Consider the following 15,048-nt stretch of genomic DNA (forward strand, 5'->3'; position numbering starts at 1 on the left):
TTAATTGCACGACGACCGTCGGATCACAGAACAGCGTCTCGATCGATTCGTTCGGGAACGCCTTCTTCCGGCCATATACGGCAGGTCCGTTCCCCTTGAACTGAGCAGTTGGGAGGCGCCGGGTGAGCCGGTCCCCGCTGCCGAAGCAATGCGGCAGCTGTTCACTCCGCAGGAGGCCGGTGCCGCCTGGGGCAAGGCGTGGAGCACCAAGTGGCTCCGGCTCCAAGGCGAGGTCCCCGAAGGCTGGGGTGCCTCGGAAGACACCACGGTGGAAATCATCGTTGACCTCGGCTTCAACAGCGATGTCCCCGGATTCCAGTGCGAGGGTACGGCCTGGCGTGCCGAAGGCAGCATCATCAAGGCGATCTCGCCGCGGAACTACCACGTACCGCTGAAACTGCTGGGTGGCGGTCTTTCCGTGGATTTCTACGTCGAAGCGGCCGCCAACCCGGACGTAGCCCAGGGCTGGTCCTTTGCGCCCACACCGCTGGGGGACAAAGCCACGTCCGGTGACGAACCCCGCTACCGGTTGGGGCGCATCGCCATCGCCGAACTCAACGAGACCGTGTGGGAGCTCAACCAGGACGTGTGGACCTTGACCGGGCTGATGCACGAGCTCCCCATGGAGTTGCCCCGCCGGCACGAGATCCTGCGGGCGCTGGAACGCATGCTGGACATCATGGATCCGGACGACGTTGCCGGGACTGCGGCGGCCGGCCGCGCCGCGCTGGCAGGGGTGCTGAGCCGGCCCGCCTACGCCTCGGCCCACGAACTGCTTGCCACCGGCCACGCCCACATTGATTCGGCATGGCTCTGGCCCGTCCGGGAAACCATCCGCAAGTGCGCCCGGACCTTCTCCAACGTCGTTGCGCTCATGGATGACGACCCCGATTTTGTGTTCTCCTGCTCCTCCGCCCAGCAACTGGCCTGGATCAAGGAGTACTTCCCGGAGCTCTTTGTCCGCATCCGCGAGAAGGTCAAGGCCGGCCAATTCGTCCCTGTCGGCGGCATGTGGGTGGAATCGGACACCAACATGCCCGGCGGCGAAGCCATGGCCCGCCAGTTCGTGGAGGGCAAGAGCTTCTTCCAACGCGAGTTCGACGTTGAGTGCCAGGAAGCCTGGCTGCCCGATTCCTTTGGCTACTCCGGTGCCCTCCCGCAGATCGTCAAGTCCGCCGGGTCCCGGTGGTTCCTGACCCAGAAGATTTCCTGGAACAAGGTCAACCGCATGCCGCATCATACCTTCACCTGGGAAGGCATTGACGGGACGCGCCTGTTCACCCACTTCCCGCCAGTGGACACCTACAACGCCGAGTTGCACGGACGCGAACTGGCCCACGCCCAGCGGAACTACCGCGACCACGGCCGGGGAACCATGTCCTTGGTCCCGTTTGGCTATGGCGACGGCGGTGGCGGACCCACGCGCGAGATGGTGGCCGCGGCGCACCGCACGGCAGACCTGGAGGGCTCACCCAAGGTCCGCATGGGGACGGCCAGGGACTTCTTCCTCAAGGCCGAGGCGGAGTACGCCACCCCGCCGGTCTGGGTGGGCGAAATGTACCTGGAGATGCACCGTGGCACCTACACCAGCCAGGCCAAGACCAAACGGGGCAACCGCCGCAGCGAGCACTTGCTCCGCGAGGCGGAGCTCTGGTGCTCCACGGCCGCCGTCCGTGTGGGCTTCCCGTATCCGGCGGCGGAGCTCAAGCGGCTCTGGCAACTGGTGTTGCTCCAGCAGTTCCATGACATCCTGCCCGGCAGCTCCATCGCCTGGGTCCATCAGGACGCCGAACGAAATTATGCGGCGATCGCCCGCGACCTTGAGGCCATCATCGCGGAGGCCGCGCAGGCTCTGGTCGGCCAGGGGGACACGCGGTTCCTCCTCAATGCCGCGCCGCACAAGCGGAATGGCGTGCAGGCACTGGGCGTCGCCGAAGCCGCCACGACCGACGCTTCCGTGGAGGTGTTGGAAGAGGCCGGCGGCTATGTGGTGGACAACGGCATCATCCGGGCAGTCCTGGACAGCAATGGCCTCCTGACTTCGCTCGTCGACCATGCGAGCGGCCGCGACGCCATCGCTCTCGGCCAGGCCGGGAACCTGCTGGAGCTCTTCCGCGACACCCCGAACGAATGGGACGCCTGGGACATCGAGGAGTTCTACCGCCACAACGTCACCCCGCTGACCGGCGTCGAAGGTACCGCCCTGGAGCGGACCGCGACGGGCGCCGTCGTCGTCGTTAAGCGTTCGGTGGGCGGGTCCACCATCACGCAACGGATCACGCTCGACGCCGGCGCGGAGTCTCTGGCGATAGCCACCACAGTGGACTGGCAGGAACGCGAGAAGATGCTGAAGATCGCCTTCCCGCTGGATGTGCGGGCCGACCAATCGGCCTCGGAAACACAGTTCGGCCACGTGTTCCGGCCAACCCACACCAATACGTCCTGGGATGCCGCCAAGTTCGAGATCTGCGCGCACCGCTGGATCCATGTAGGGGAACCGGGATATGGCGTGGCGGTCAGCAACTCGTCCAGTTACGGGCACGACGTTACCCGGGCGGTCCGCCAGGATGGTGGAACCACGACGACGGTGCGCACCTCGCTGCTGCGGTCGGCGAAGTTCCCGGACCCCGAGGCAGACCGTGGCGAGCACACGCTGGAGGTGTCCATCAGGCCCGGAGCGGGCATCGCCGACGCCGTGGAAGAGGGCTACCGGACCAACCTCAAGCCCCGCTACGTCACGGGAACCAACCCGGTGGAGCCACTGGTTTCGGTGTCCAACCCCGCTATAGTGGTGGAAGCGGTAAAGCTCGCGGAGGACGGCAGCGGGGACGTCATTGTGCGGCTCTACGAATCCCTTGGACAGCGGTCGAAGGGCACGGTGATGGCCAACTTTGAATCTTCCGGTGTGGTGGCGACGGACTTGCTTGAACGGACCGTTGAGGCCGCGGGTGTGGTCTGCGCAGGTTCGGCAGCGGAGCTGGTTCTCCGGCCGTTCCAGTTGGTCACGCTGCGCTTTTCCAGGTAGTCGGTGCGGGCCTGCATCCTTGGATGCAGGCCCGCATCCGGCTACTCGGTCAGTTCGACGTCCACGACGCCTTTCAGGACCTGTTCGCGCAGGGGGATGACAGTGCTGAAGTGTTTGATGTCGTCCGCCACCCCTTTGGTGAACACTTCCTCAACCAGGGAAGGCATTTCCTTGACCCCGGCCAGGTAGCGCTCCGCGGCGAAGTCGAAGTCCGACCTGTTGTACCGGATCTTGGCGTTGAGCGCTTTGGCGTCGTCGGCGATCTTCTGGACTTCTTCGGCCGGGGCGTTGCGCGCCTCGGCATCGTCTGCTTTCTTGACGAAGTCGTCCTTGAGCCGGACGAACTCCGCGTAGGACTCTTCACCCTTGGCTGTCACCTCGGCGTTGGCCTCAAGGGCAGCTACCCGGCTGTCGAAAGTGCGGGCAAATTCCACATAGGCAGTGTTGTTGGACTGCTTCAGTTCCTCCGCAGCTTTCCGGCACGGAGTGGCAGCCTTGGCCAGCAGGGTTTGGCGTTCCCGCAGGTTGGCTGCTTTGGAACCCACGAACAGGCCGTTGCACCCGGCTGCGTCGTCCTTGCGGAAGAGGCCTTCGAACTGCGGGTAGGAGTTCACGAGTCCCTCCATGTAGCCGAAGTACCCTTCATGGGACTCCACCAACTGCTGCAGCGCGACTCCCACGGCGTCGTCGCTGGAACCATGCGTGGCCTTCAGGCTGTCCAAAGCGGCCCGGGCAGACTCCGTGGCCTGCTGGAAGTCATCCTTCTCTTTCTGGCTGTTCCGTGCTGCCTCGTCCCGGGAAGCGGGGGCGTTCCGTGCTTTCTTGTAGGCAGCCAAATAGGCGTTGACTGCCGGCTGGATCTTGCCCCTGGCATCGCTGAGGGCACTCATCCGGTCTTCCTTCAGTAAGGACAGGCCTTCTTTTCGCTGTTGTGCAGCCAAGTTGTTCATGGCCACCAGCGTTCCGGCGGCAATGACCAGCACAACGAGGAGAATACCAATCACCAGGAGTACTGGGCGGCGATTGCGGCGGACGGGGACGGCAGTGGTTTCCGGAATGTCGTTGCTCATGGCCTACTTCCCCTCTTGGCCGGCGGCATCAAAGCGTTCCAACCGCTCTTTCAGGATCCGCTCGAGGTTGGCGTTTGATTCGTTCGCTTCGTTGACCACCGTGGTGGACGCTTTTTTCACTGCGTTCTCATATTCCGTGCGGGGCTTGTCCAGGGAATCATTGATGTCGAGCAGCGCGATGGCCGCCAAGGTACGCTTTGCAGCCCGCTCAAAGTCATCCTTGGCGTCCAGGACTTCCTGCTGCTTGTCCCGCTGCCCGCGAATGACGCCCTCGAAGGCACCCAGGAGCGTGCTTGTCTCTGCATCGGACCCGTTCTTGGCATCCGACAGGGCGGCCAAGCACGCATCGGCGGTGGAAACGTAGTCCTTGGCGTACGTTTCGCTGCCGATGTTCAGGTCGCGGTGCAAAGGTGCACAGGCTCCGCCAACTGACTGGGTGATGTTTGCCGTGTTGGTCAAGCGCTGGTCGTTGTAGGCCACCACTGCGCCGTACTTGTCCTTGAACTGCCCCACGGCATCCTTGACCTCGGACTCCTGCAGCGCCGGCGAGCCAGCCATGGCTTCCAAGCGGTTCTTGTTCGTGGCGGATTCCCGTCCCAGGACATCTCGCTGCTGTTGCAGTACCTGGCCCACCTCATCTTCATCCGCATCAGTGGAGACCGCGCTGGTGTACCGGGCCGTGAATTCCTGCACCAAGGGGTCGTAGATATTCATGGAGTTGTCCACGATGGCCCGTTGCTTGTCCAGGCGAAGCACGTCCGCACGCTGGACACCCGCGGGGCGTGACAGCGCGTACCACGTGCCAAGCCCTCCGGCCACCAAAGCCAGCGCCACTACTGCCACGATGATGGGTGTTCGCCGACTCTTCTTCTGCGCCGGCTGTTCTGTCTCTTCCACAGTCCGTCTTACCCCCCGATTTTTTGACGCGCGCCCGGCTACGGGCACTCGAAGCCTCATAAGGTTCCTTTTGAGCAGGAACCTTATGAGGATACGCCAGCCGGGCTAGACGTCGTGCTGGAGGCGCTTGACGAAGAGCTTGGTGCGTTCCTGCTTGGGAGCACGGAGGACCTCGGTGGCGGGGCCGCGCTCAACCACCACTCCGCCGTCCATGAAGATGACCTCGTCCGCTACGTGCTGGGCGAAGGCGAGCTCGTGGGTCACGATCACCATGGTCCAGCCTTCTTCGGCAAGCTCCTTGATGACGCCGAGGACGTCACCAACCAGTTCCGGATCCAGGGCCGACGTGGGCTCGTCGAAGAGCAGCAGCTGCGGTTTGAGCGCCAGGGCACGGACAATGCCCACACGCTGCTGCTGGCCCCCGGAGAGTTCAAAGGGGTACGCATCGCGCTTGTCGGCCAAACCAACCCGTTCCAGGAGCCGCTCGGCGTCTGCTATGGCATCGGCCCTGGGCCTTTTCTGGACCTGGACGGGGCCCTCGATGATGTTCTTCAGCACAGTCATGTGCGGAAACAGGTTGTAGTGCTGGAATACCATCGCGCTGCGATCCCGCAAGGCGGCGATGTCCTTTTTGCCCACCTTGGTGCCGAAATCGATGGAGAGACCAGTTTCGGTTCCGTCGTCCCCGAAGGCGACCGTGCCGGCGTCGGGAATTTCCAGCCCGTTGAGCGAGCGCAGGACGGTGGTCTTGCCCGAACCGGACGGGCCGATCAGTGCGACCACCTGGCCCCGGCGGATGTCGATATCGATGTCGCGCAGCACGACGTTGCTGCCAAAGGCCTTGGCGAGGTTGCGGGCCTTCAGGACCGGTGCCGGGCGGGGCTGCGGTGAGTCAGTGGGCGACATAGCGGTCCAATCTCCGTTCCACGGCTGACTGCGCCGTGGACAGGACAAGGCAGATCACCCAGTAGACCAAGGCTGCCTGCAGGTACAGGACCATGAATTCCTGGCTGAACGCGGCGATCTGCTGGGCATTGCGGAACAGTTCGGTGACCAGGATCAGCGAAGCGAGCGAGGTGTCCTTCACCAGGGAAATGAAGGTGTTGGACAGCGGTGGGACCGACACCCGGGCCGCCTGGGGGAGGATGATCCGGACCAGGGTTTGCCGGGTGGACATGCCGATGGTGTGCCCGGCCTCCCACTGGCCTTTGGGTACGGACAGGATGGCAGCGCGGATGATCTCGGCCGCGTAGCCACCCACGTTCAGCGAGAACGCGATGATGGCGCTGGGCCACGGATCCAGCTTCACGCCCAGGTTGGGCAGGCCGTAGAAGATCACGAACAACTGGACCAGGAGGGGAGTTCCGCGGATCACCGACACATAGAAGCGCCCGATGCCCGAGAGCAGCCAGTTGGGACTGAGCCGCATCAAGGCCACCAGGAGCGCCAGGACCAGCCCGAACGCGAAAGACAGCAGCGTGAGCGGAATGGTCCCCGTCACGGCACCTGTGGCGAGCGGCCCGAAGGAACTCCAGACGAGGTCCCAGTTCATTTACTTGGAGACGTCCGCGCCGAAGTACTTGTCCGAGATCTTTGCCAGGGTGCCGTCAGCCTGCAGGTCGGCGAGGGCCTTGTTCACGGCGTTGGCCAGTTCCGTGGAGCCCTTGCGGAACACCATGGCGCTTTCGGTCTTGTCCGGGGCTTCTGCCGCCACCTTGAGGCCGGAATCCGGGGTGGTCTTGGCGTAATCCAGGTACGTGAGCTTGTCGTTGACAGTGGCGTCCACCCGGCCCTGCTGAACCAGCGTTGCCGCCTGGGCCCAGCCTTCCACGGCCTGGACGTTGGCTCCTGCGTCCACGGCCATCTTGTAGAAGTTGCTGGTGAGGGACTGCGCCGTGGTCTTGCCCTTGAGGTCGGCGAAGCTGTTGATGCCGGAATTGTCGGACTTGGTCACCACCACGCCCGTGGAGACCGTGTAGGGCGTGGAGAAGTCGTATTTGGCCTTGCGGTCTTCGTTGATGGAGATCTGATTGGCGATCGTATCGAAGCGTTTGGCGTCGAGTCCCGCGAAGATGCCATCGAACTGGGTCTCCTGGAACGTTGCCTTCACGCCCAGTTTGTCCGCCACTGCCTTGGCGATCTCCACGTCGTAGCCTGTCAGCTCGCCGGCACCGTTGGCGTGGAAGCTGAAGGGGCGGTAGGTTCCCTCGGTGGCGATGACCAGTTCACCCTTGGACTTCACATCGGAAAGGGACGTATCGCCACCGGACTGCGACTGGGTGGACCCACCACCGCCGCATGCCGAGAGGGCAAGGGCCACAGAGGCCAAGGTAGCTGCCAGGACAGAGCGGCGGGTACGAAGACTGGTCATGGAAGCCATCTTAGCCACGGCCCCCGTCAGGCCCGCTGCGCCGACGCGGCCAGCCCCCGCGAAATGGCCGTTAAAAAGGCTGAGTGGGGGCGGTCCCCAACAGCCCGCCACCACTCATCCCCCCAATTGTGATCATGAGGGCGCCACATCCACCGGAAACCCGTTCTCTGATTCCGCTGTCAGGCTGCAAGCCTCATTCACACATTCATGATTGTGCCACGATCTAATGCTTTTGTGAAAGTCTTACGCTGTGCGTCGTCTTTTCCGCCTCGCGTAGGCCTTGGAAAACCAGATTCCGGCCAGGCCAATGGCGGTCGCCAGCACGGCCGAGTAATTGATCAGTGAGCGCAGCCACAGATGTACCAGGGGAATCAGGGGGAAGAGCTGGGACACCAGCAGCAGCGTCAGGCCGACGAACAACAAGGCCGATGCGCCGCGCAACAGAGCCGGGAAACGACCGGTCACCGTGCGCCAGATCGCCGGGAGCAGGCATGCCGAAACGAAGCCCGGGTAGAACCGGCCAAGGGCAGCGTAGGCCTCCATGGATGGGCCCCACGTCAGGCCCGTCATGCCCACGGTGGAGCCCCGGGTATCGGTGATGAGAAAGAAGTAGGCCGTTAACGCCGCAGTGATGGCCAGGACGGTCAGGCCCCACGGGCCCCGGATGGCCCGGACCGCTGATTTGGAGTCGAAGCCCGTGGCGATCTTGATGCCCATCAGCAGGAAGGTTCCATACAGCAGGAACCGCAGGATGAGGTTGGTCAGGTTCATGCCCCCGAGGACGGCGTCGATGGCCAGGTAGGGTCCTTCGATACTGAGCAGGATGTCCATGGTCATCAAGGCAAAGATGTAGAAGACCACGCGGTTCTCTCCGCGCAGCGCACTGGGGATGCGCGCCACGGTAATGGCCAGGCAAATAACAAGCGTTGCCCAGGGCAGGACAGCCGTCATCCGAGGTTCTCCCAAATTCGTTCAGTTCGTTCGTGGTCTTGTTCTTGGCGGCGAAGGTTCTTGCCCAGGGCCTGGAGGCGTTCGCCGGACAGTGTCACCAGTTCGCCCAATGTCATCCTGTCCAAGGCGTCCCGGCGCCCGTGGGGTGTCCAGCCGGCCTCGCTTTCGGTGATCAACCCGCCGGCGACCAGCCCACCTGCCGGTCCAACCCCGGCGGCCCGTGAGGTGGCAATGGCCAGTTCGGGAGGGAGCCGGTTGGCCGTCAGGTGGGCGGAAAAGTTTTGGGGCGCGATCCCGGTGGCCTCGCTGACCCGGTGCCGCAACTCGCCGTCGTCGATCGCGTCCACCCAGTTCCGCACGGCGGTGGGGTGCGGTGTTGCGGTCAGTCCGGTGGCGGGGACGCTGCCCGGTTCGGTACGTTCCACCACGGCCCGCAGCAGGTCGATCGTGGCGATCTGGCTGACCAACTCGGCGGGAGTGGGCGGAACGGGCTCGCCCCGAAGCTGTGCGTAGAGGTCGAACGTGGCCAATTCCTGGACCGGGTTGAGGTCGTAGGCGCGGCTGATGCTCACCAGCGTGGATTCGGCTACCTTGCCGCGAACCAACTGCTGGGCCAGCGTGGTCCGTTTGATTCCGGAGACCCTGCAGACATCGGCGATGCTGGCGTCCGGCGCAACGCCGTGGAGCCAGCGCTGGAACGCCTTGGACTGTAAGGGCATGGAGGACTCTCTGGAAAGTTTGCTGTAAGTGGTAGTACGAATCGATTTTACGCGGACGCCACATTGAATTATGCTTGATTCTTGAACCCGCTGGTCCGTACACCCCCCAAGTCCGGACCCGCGGGTTTTTCCATGCCTGCAGAAAATGGGCAGGCAGCGAGAGGATTGAACTCATGACTGCAACCTTGGTAGCCAAGGACCTTGCCGGTGGCCATGGCCATCGCACGCTCTTTTCGAAGCTGTCCCTGACGGTGGCTCCCGGCGATGTGGTGGGTGTGGTGGGCGCTAATGGTGCGGGCAAATCGACGCTGCTGCGCATCCTCGCCGGCGTTGACCAGCCGCAGGAAGGCACGGTGAGCCTGGCGCCGTCCGATGCGTTCGTTGGCTGGTTGCCGCAGGAACACGAACGGACTCCGGGCGAAACCATCGCCGCCTACATTGCGCGCCGTACGGGTTGTGCCCAGGCGACGGCAGAAATGGAAGCCACGGCCGAGGCGCTCGGCTCAGGTGCACCCGGCGCTGACGATGCCTACTCCGTGGCCTTCGACCGCTGGATGGCCTCCGGTGCCGCGGACCTCGAAGAGCGAATCCCGGCCGTGCTGGCGGACCTTGGCCTGGAGCTCGGAGCCGAAGCCCTCATGACCGGCCTCTCCGGCGGGCAAGCTGCGCGCGTGGCGCTCGCCGCCTTGTTGCTGAGCCGGTTCGACGTCGTCCTCCTCGACGAACCCACCAACGACCTGGACCTGGATGGACTCGCCCGGTTGGAAGCGTTCGTGCAGGGTCTGCGCGGCGGCGTGGTGCTGGTGTCCCACGACCGCGAGTTCCTGGCCCGCTGCGTCACCACGGTGGTGGAGCTGGACCTCGCCCAGAACTCCGTGGCCGTGTACGACGGCGGTTACGAGTCCTTCCTCGATGAACGGGCCGTCGCCAAGCGCCACGCCCGGGAACGCTACGAAGAGTACGCCTCCACCAAAGCCGACCTCGTGGCGCGTGCACGGACGCAGCGGGAATGGAGTTCGCAGGGCGTCCGGAATGCGATGAAGAAGAACCCGGACAATGACAAGATCCGCCGGGCCGCCAGCACGGAGTCCTCCGAGAAGCAGGCGCAGAAGGTCCGCCAAATGGAGTCGCGCATCGCCCGGCTCACCGAGGTGGAGGAACCCCGGAAGGAATGGCAGCTGCAGTTCAGCATTGGCCAGGCGCCGCGGTCCAGCGCCGTCGTCGCTACCTTGCGGGACGCCGTCGTACGCCAGGGCGACTTCACGCTGGGACCGGTCAACCTGCAGCTCAACGGCGGTGAGCGCATCGGCATCACCGGCCCGAACGGGGCCGGCAAGTCCACCCTCCTGAGGCTGCTGCTCGGCACCCGGACACCGGACGACGGCGACGCGTCCATGGGTGCCTCCGTGGCGGTTGGCGAAATAGACCAGGCCCGCGGGATGCTCGACGGCGGCAAACCGCTCGGTGCCGCCGTGGAGGCCGTGCTGGTTGACTGGAACAGCGCCGATGTCCGCACACTCCTGGCCAAGTTTGGACTCAAGGCCGACCACACATCCCGCACGGTGGATTCCTTGTCCCCAGGAGAACGGACCCGTGCCGCCCTGGCGCTCCTGCAGGCGCGCGGTGTCAACCTGCTCGTGTTGGACGAACCCACCAACCACCTTGACCTTCCCGCGATCGAACAGCTTGAAGAAGCCCTGGAAAGCTATGAGGGTGCCCTGCTGTTGGTCACTCACGACCGCAGGCTGCTGGAGAACGTCCGGCTCGATTCACGATGGCACCTGGAAAATGGCCGTGTCCAGGAGTTGCACCACATACCGGGCCAGGAGAAGTAACCATGAGCATGGATGGCGTGGCCTGGAGCTCGCTCTACAAGATCACCCGGGCGCAGAGCGGTTCGCAGCCGTTCTCCAAGGAGACCCTGAAACGCGTCCTTGGCTTCGCTGCCCCGCACAAGGGCAAGCTCATCGCGTTCGTGATCGCCTCGATCGCCGGTGCCGTGCTGGCCGTGGCCACGCCGGTGCTGGCCGGCCAGGTTGTTGATGCCATCATCGGCAAATCCGGTGCCGGAACCATCATCTGGCTTGCCGTGCTGATCGCGCTGGTGGCGGTGGGCGAGGCCGGCGTGGGGCTCCTGACCCGGTGGTTGTCGTCGACCATCGGCGAGGGGGTCATCGTGGACCTTCGCACGCGGGTGTTCGACCACGTGCAGCGCATGCCGATCGCCTTCTTCACCCGCACGCGGACCGGTGCGTTGGTGAGCCGCCTGAACAATGATGTGATCGGGGCCCAGTCCGCCTTTGCCGGGACGTTGTCCGGTGTGGTCAGCAACGTCGTGGCCTTGGCCCTGACCTTGGCCGTCATGCTCAACACCTCGTGGCTGGTGACCGTGCTGGCCATGGTGCTGCTCCCGATCTTCCTGATCCCTGCACGGCGGATGGGGTCAAAGCTGGCGGACCTGCGCCGCGAAGCCGCAGCGCACAACGCCGCCATGGGCACCCAAATGACCGAACGGTTCTCCGCGCCCGGCGCCACGCTGGTGAAGCTCTTCGGACGGCCGGATGAGGAGTCCCTCGAGTTCGCTGCCCGTGCAGGCCGGGTCCGCGACATCGGCATCCGGACCGCCATGCTGCAGTTCACCTTCGTGACCGCCTTGACCCTGGTCTCCGCGCTGGCCCTGGCGCTGGTGTACGGGCTCGGCGGCTGGCTGGCCATCGGGGGACAGTTGGCACCGGGTGACGTTGTGGTGCTGGCCCTCCTGCTCACCCGCCTCTACGCCCCGCTGACTGCACTGTCCAACGCCCGCGTGGAAGTCATGAGCGCACTTGTCAGCTTCGAGCGCGTCTTCGAAATCCTGGACCTCAAGCCGCTCATCACCGAGAAGCCGGACGCTGTGGCGGTTCCGGCGGGACCTGTGGCGGTCGAATTCGACGACGTCCGCTTCTCCTACCCCTCGGCTGACAAGGTCTCCCTGGCCTCCCTCGAAGACGTGGCCACGCTGGACACGCGTGGCGGCGAGGAAGTCCTGCATGGGGTCAGTTTCCGGGTGGAGCCTGGCCAGACTGTGGCGTTGGTGGGGTCATCCGGTGCCGGCAAGTCCACTGTGGCCCAGTTGCTGTCCAGACTGTACGACGTCGACTCCGGAGCGGTGCGCCTGGGCGGCCACGGGGTTGGAACCGGAACGGATGTGCGCGACCTCCGCTTCGATGCCCTCCGCGAAACACTGGGCATGGTGACCCAGGATGGCCACCTGTTCCACGAGACCATCGCGTCCAACCTGCGCCTGGCCCGGCCTGATGCCACCGAGGAGCAGATGTGGGACGTGCTGCGGCGCGCCCGCCTGGAAGCGATGATCCGCTCTTTGCCTGACGGACTCGAAACGGTGGTGGGGGAGCGCGGCTACCGGCTCTCCGGTGGCGAACGCCAGCGCCTCACCATCGCCCGGCTCCTCATCAAGCAGCCCAGGGTCGTCATCCTGGACGAGGCCACCGCCGCGCTGGATTCCACCAACGAAGCCGCCGTCCAGGCAGCCCTGGGCGAAGCGCTCGAGGGTCGTACCGCCGTCGTGATTGCCCACCGGCTGTCCACCATCCGAGCTGCCGACGCGATCCTGGTGGTGGAAGACGGCCGGATCGTGGAGCGGGGAACGCACAGCGAGCTGCTCGCGGCGGATGGCCGTTACGCGGAGCTGTACCGGACGCAGTTCGCGGAAGCCGCAGCGGTGGCCCAGGAAGCGGTCCCGGAGCTTTGATGCCGGTGTACCCAACTGGGTCGCATTTGTGCGCGTTTTGATCGCGGAAAACGCGCACAAATGCGACCTACTTGGGGGCGGCGAGGGCCGGGAGGACGTGGTCCGTGAGCAGCGGGGCGAGGTCGTCCGGCAGCGGCGCGTGCAGGTCCAGCCAGCGGATCTCCGCGATCTCGGCCGAGGGGTGCGCGTCCCACGTACCCGGTGCCGTGAACACCGTGGCTTCGATGGTGGTCGCTTCCTCATTGGCGGCAACGGCATGCCACACGCCCATGGGCTCAAGCTGGTCCGGAGCCACGCTGATGCCGACTTCCTCGGCCAGTTCCCGGGACGCCGCCTGGGCAGCGGTTTCGCCGGGCTCCGGCTTGCCGCCGGGGTGCATGAACTTGTCCGTCCCGCGCTTGCGGACGGTGAGGAGCTGGCCCGCCCCGTTGTAGACGCATACGGCGCTGACCACAATCACGTTCATGTGTTCCTCCTCAGATGCGACTCCAGCAGCAGGTCCTTCGCCGGCCCGTGGACGTCCCACGTAAAACTGAAAGCGTCAGGACCCTCCAAGGTGTAGTTGACGTAGTAGTCGTCGGGATCGCACCAGTGCTTGTCCTGGTTGGCGTCCGCGGCAAAGCTCATCACGTGGAAGGGCCGGCCATCGGGGAAGAACACGTCCATACTGTGCTCGGTAGCACCTGGTTTGAGGACGTATTCGCGGAAGGCCGGGCCTGAGTGGGTGGGCCAGTGCATGGTTCCGTCTTCGCGGTAGTCCAGGCCGCCGTCGCGGTTCTGGACGTAACGTACGACGCCGGAAAAGGTTCCGCGGGTGCCGGTGGCGCGGTCAAGGAGGGTCCGCTCCACGTTCCATTCGCCGGCCAGGTAGGCCCGCAAGTCCATCCGTGGCTGCTGGTCATTCAAGTGCCCTCGATTGGAATCGAACCAACGACACCGGCTTTAGGAGAGCCGTGCTCTATCCACTGAGCTACGAGGGCGCATGTCCATGGGCTGTGAAGGTCCCTTGGCGGGAGCCTTCCGGCCCGAACACGACTATAAGCATACAAGCTGCAAGGGCGCTGCCCGAACACGGTTAGGCTGGCGGACATGAGTGGCCACGCGACAGTACCGGCATCGGCTGGCACGTTCCTTCCCAACGTCCGCAGCATCCGTGCGGCCATCGGCGGCTGGGCCCAGCTGAGCGTGGTGCAGTATTTCGTGGCCGAGGCTGCCGTGATCGACGCGTGGGCGGGACCCGAACCGTACAGCCGCGCCACCGGCTACATCAGCGACCTTGGCGCAATATCCTGCGGAATCTACGAGGACCGCTCTGTGTGCTCTCCGCTGCACGTGCTGATGAATGCCTCGTTTGTTGTCCAAGGGCTCGCTTTGATCCTTGGTGCCGTGTTCCTGACGGCCGGTTTGTTGTGTGTCGCAGCGAGGCCGGGGGTACCGGCCCGGCGGTTCCACGGCCAGGCGCCGCGGGTGATTGCCCAGCACTGGATCCTTGCGGTGGCCATTCGCATCCTGACCGGGGTTGCCGGCGTGGGCACGGTCCTTGTGGGCCTGGTGCCGGAGGACCTTGGCTCGCCGTGGCATTTTGCGGGCGCCCTGATGTTCTTCATTGGTGGCGGCTTCGCCCTGATCCTGTTGGGAATCCTTTGGCTGCGGCAGACCCCTGTGAGCTGGTTCCTCGCAGCGAGCGGGGCGCTGTGCATCGGCGCGCTCGTGGTCGGCGGCCTCACCCGCATGGACGTGCCCGAGCCGGGGATCCTTGAACGGCTCATGGGGTACCCCGTGACGATCGGCCTGGCGGCCGCAGGCCTGGTGATTGCACAGCGCGTGCACCGCGAACGGCGTTTCCGGACCCGGTAGTGGCCCCGGGGTAGCGGCGGCGGCCAAGAGTGGTGTGTGCTGGCCTGGTCGCACCCGTTTGCGCCGTGGGCTCCCGTAAGAACGGGTGCGCTGGGCGGGAAGGGTAGCAGGGCGGGTTCGGAACGGGTGCGCTGGGCGGGAAGGGTAGCGGGGCGGGCCAACGAAGGGTGCGTCCGGCGTGAACGGTAGCGTCGCCGGCCAAGAGTGGTGTGTGCTGGCCTGGTCGCACCCGTTTGCGCCGTGGGCTCCCGTAAGAACGGGTGCGTCCGGCGGGAAGGGTAGCGGCGGCGGCCAACGAAGGGCGCGCTGGGCGGGATCGGTAGCGGGGCGGGTTCGCAAGGGGTGCGCTGGGCGGGATCGGTAGCGGCGCCGGCCAAGAGTGGTGTGTGCTGGCCTGGTCGCGCCCG

13 protein-coding genes and 1 tRNA gene are annotated in these 15,048 nt (G+C 65.0%); 4 read left to right on the forward strand and 10 right to left on the reverse strand.

The features are described 5' to 3' along the window. Positions 1 to 4: 4 nt before the first annotated feature. Positions 5 to 3,025 carry an alpha-mannosidase gene (locus ACIQT2_RS17320; protein WP_402948812.1) on the forward strand — a complete coding sequence of 1,007 codons (3,021 nt, stop codon included), beginning with the start codon at positions 5 to 7 and terminating at the stop codon, positions 3,023 to 3,025. 41 nt (positions 3,026 to 3,066) lie between these two features. Here the strand turns inward: ACIQT2_RS17320 and ACIQT2_RS17325 are convergent, their stop codons facing one another. From ACIQT2_RS17325 to ACIQT2_RS17355, 7 genes are all read right to left on the reverse strand, one after another. Beyond that, positions 3,067 to 4,095 (reverse strand): hypothetical protein, encoded by a 1,029-nt coding sequence (locus ACIQT2_RS17325; RefSeq protein WP_402948815.1) that lies wholly within the window; start codon positions 4,093 to 4,095, stop codon positions 3,067 to 3,069. Positions 4,096 to 4,098: 3 nt separating this feature from the next. Further along, positions 4,099 to 4,992, reverse strand: coding sequence for a hypothetical protein (locus tag ACIQT2_RS17330; protein ID WP_402948818.1), 894 nt, complete (start codon positions 4,990 to 4,992; stop codon positions 4,099 to 4,101). A gap of 105 nt (positions 4,993 to 5,097) precedes the next feature. Further along, complete coding sequence (locus tag ACIQT2_RS17335; protein ID WP_400334098.1) at positions 5,098 to 5,898, reverse strand: amino acid ABC transporter ATP-binding protein; 801 nt, start codon at positions 5,896 to 5,898, stop codon at positions 5,098 to 5,100. Then, positions 5,885 to 6,544: an amino acid ABC transporter permease gene (locus tag ACIQT2_RS17340; RefSeq protein WP_402948821.1), complete on the reverse strand. Its 660-nt coding sequence runs from the start codon at positions 6,542 to 6,544 to the stop codon at positions 5,885 to 5,887. Before ACIQT2_RS17340 ends, ACIQT2_RS17335 begins: the two co-directional genes overlap by 14 nt. Then, on the reverse strand, positions 6,545 to 7,363 hold the full coding sequence (locus tag ACIQT2_RS17345; protein ID WP_400334104.1) for an amino acid ABC transporter substrate-binding protein: 819 nt from the start codon (positions 7,361 to 7,363) through the stop codon (positions 6,545 to 6,547). 243 nt (positions 7,364 to 7,606) lie between these two features. After that, positions 7,607 to 8,314 carry a hypothetical protein gene (locus ACIQT2_RS17350; protein WP_402948823.1) on the reverse strand — a complete coding sequence of 236 codons (708 nt, stop codon included), beginning with the start codon at positions 8,312 to 8,314 and terminating at the stop codon, positions 7,607 to 7,609. Then, positions 8,311 to 9,033 (reverse strand): hypothetical protein, encoded by a 723-nt coding sequence (locus ACIQT2_RS17355; RefSeq protein WP_400334110.1) that lies wholly within the window; start codon positions 9,031 to 9,033, stop codon positions 8,311 to 8,313. The genes ACIQT2_RS17350 and ACIQT2_RS17355 overlap by 4 nt, the downstream gene beginning before the upstream one ends. 173 nt (positions 9,034 to 9,206) lie before the next feature. Here ACIQT2_RS17355 and ACIQT2_RS17360 point away from each other — a divergent pair, with 173 nt between their 5' ends. After that, the gene (locus ACIQT2_RS17360) at positions 9,207 to 10,868 is read left to right on the forward strand and encodes an ABC-F family ATP-binding cassette domain-containing protein (RefSeq protein ID WP_402948826.1); all 1,662 of its coding nucleotides are present in this window, start codon (positions 9,207 to 9,209) and stop codon (positions 10,866 to 10,868) included. Positions 10,869 to 10,870: 2 nt separating this feature from the next. Beyond that, a complete protein-coding gene (locus ACIQT2_RS17365; RefSeq protein ID WP_402948829.1) occupies positions 10,871 to 12,784 on the forward strand; it encodes an ABC transporter ATP-binding protein in 1,914 nt (637 codons plus the stop codon). Positions 12,785 to 12,851: 67 nt separating this feature from the next. Here the strand turns inward: ACIQT2_RS17365 and ACIQT2_RS17370 are convergent, their stop codons facing one another. From ACIQT2_RS17370 to ACIQT2_RS17380, 3 genes are all read right to left on the reverse strand, one after another. Then, complete coding sequence (locus ACIQT2_RS17370) at positions 12,852 to 13,250, reverse strand: NUDIX domain-containing protein (RefSeq protein WP_400334119.1); 399 nt, start codon at positions 13,248 to 13,250, stop codon at positions 12,852 to 12,854. After that, entirely contained in the window at positions 13,247 to 13,690 is a 444-nt protein-coding gene (locus ACIQT2_RS17375) for a DUF6314 family protein (RefSeq protein ID WP_402948831.1), read from the reverse strand. Before ACIQT2_RS17375 ends, ACIQT2_RS17370 begins: the two co-directional genes overlap by 4 nt. A 1-nt stretch (position 13,691) precedes the next feature. Beyond that, positions 13,692 to 13,764: transfer RNA gene (locus ACIQT2_RS17380), tRNA-Arg, on the reverse strand. 109 nt (positions 13,765 to 13,873) lie between these two features. Here ACIQT2_RS17380 and ACIQT2_RS17385 point away from each other — a divergent pair. After that, complete coding sequence (locus ACIQT2_RS17385) at positions 13,874 to 14,641, forward strand: DUF998 domain-containing protein (RefSeq protein ID WP_402948834.1); 768 nt, start codon at positions 13,874 to 13,876, stop codon at positions 14,639 to 14,641. Positions 14,642 to 15,048 lie beyond the last annotated feature (407 nt).

It is taken from the genome of Paenarthrobacter sp. NPDC090522 (assembly GCF_044769225.1).
GTDB lineage: Bacteria > Actinomycetota > Actinomycetes > Actinomycetales > Micrococcaceae > Arthrobacter.

What these genes read in the sequence shown, in the direction of transcription:
- ACIQT2_RS17325 (WP_402948815.1), bottom strand. Translation starts at nt 4,095, where the DNA reads ATGAGCAACGACATTCCGGAAACCACTGCCGTCCCCGTCCGCCGCAAT.
- ACIQT2_RS17335 (WP_400334098.1), bottom strand. Translation starts at nt 5,898, where the DNA reads ATGTCGCCCACTGACTCACCGCAGCCCCGCCCGGCACCGGTCCTGAAG.
- ACIQT2_RS17340 (WP_402948821.1), bottom strand. Translation starts at nt 6,544, where the DNA reads ATGAACTGGGACCTCGTCTGGAGTTCCTTCGGGCCGCTCGCCACAGGT.
- ACIQT2_RS17345 (WP_400334104.1), bottom strand. Translation starts at nt 7,363, where the DNA reads ATGACCAGTCTTCGTACCCGCCGCTCTGTCCTGGCAGCTACCTTGGCC.
- ACIQT2_RS17350 (WP_402948823.1), bottom strand. Translation starts at nt 8,314, where the DNA reads ATGACGGCTGTCCTGCCCTGGGCAACGCTTGTTATTTGCCTGGCCATT.
- ACIQT2_RS17355 (WP_400334110.1), bottom strand. Translation starts at nt 9,033, where the DNA reads ATGCCCTTACAGTCCAAGGCGTTCCAGCGCTGGCTCCACGGCGTTGCG.
- ACIQT2_RS17360 (WP_402948826.1), top strand. Translation starts at nt 9,207, where the DNA reads ATGACTGCAACCTTGGTAGCCAAGGACCTTGCCGGTGGCCATGGCCAT.
- ACIQT2_RS17365 (WP_402948829.1), top strand. Translation starts at nt 10,871, where the DNA reads ATGAGCATGGATGGCGTGGCCTGGAGCTCGCTCTACAAGATCACCCGG.
- ACIQT2_RS17370 (WP_400334119.1), bottom strand. Translation starts at nt 13,250, where the DNA reads ATGAACGTGATTGTGGTCAGCGCCGTATGCGTCTACAACGGGGCGGGC.
- ACIQT2_RS17385 (WP_402948834.1), top strand. Translation starts at nt 13,874, where the DNA reads ATGAGTGGCCACGCGACAGTACCGGCATCGGCTGGCACGTTCCTTCCC.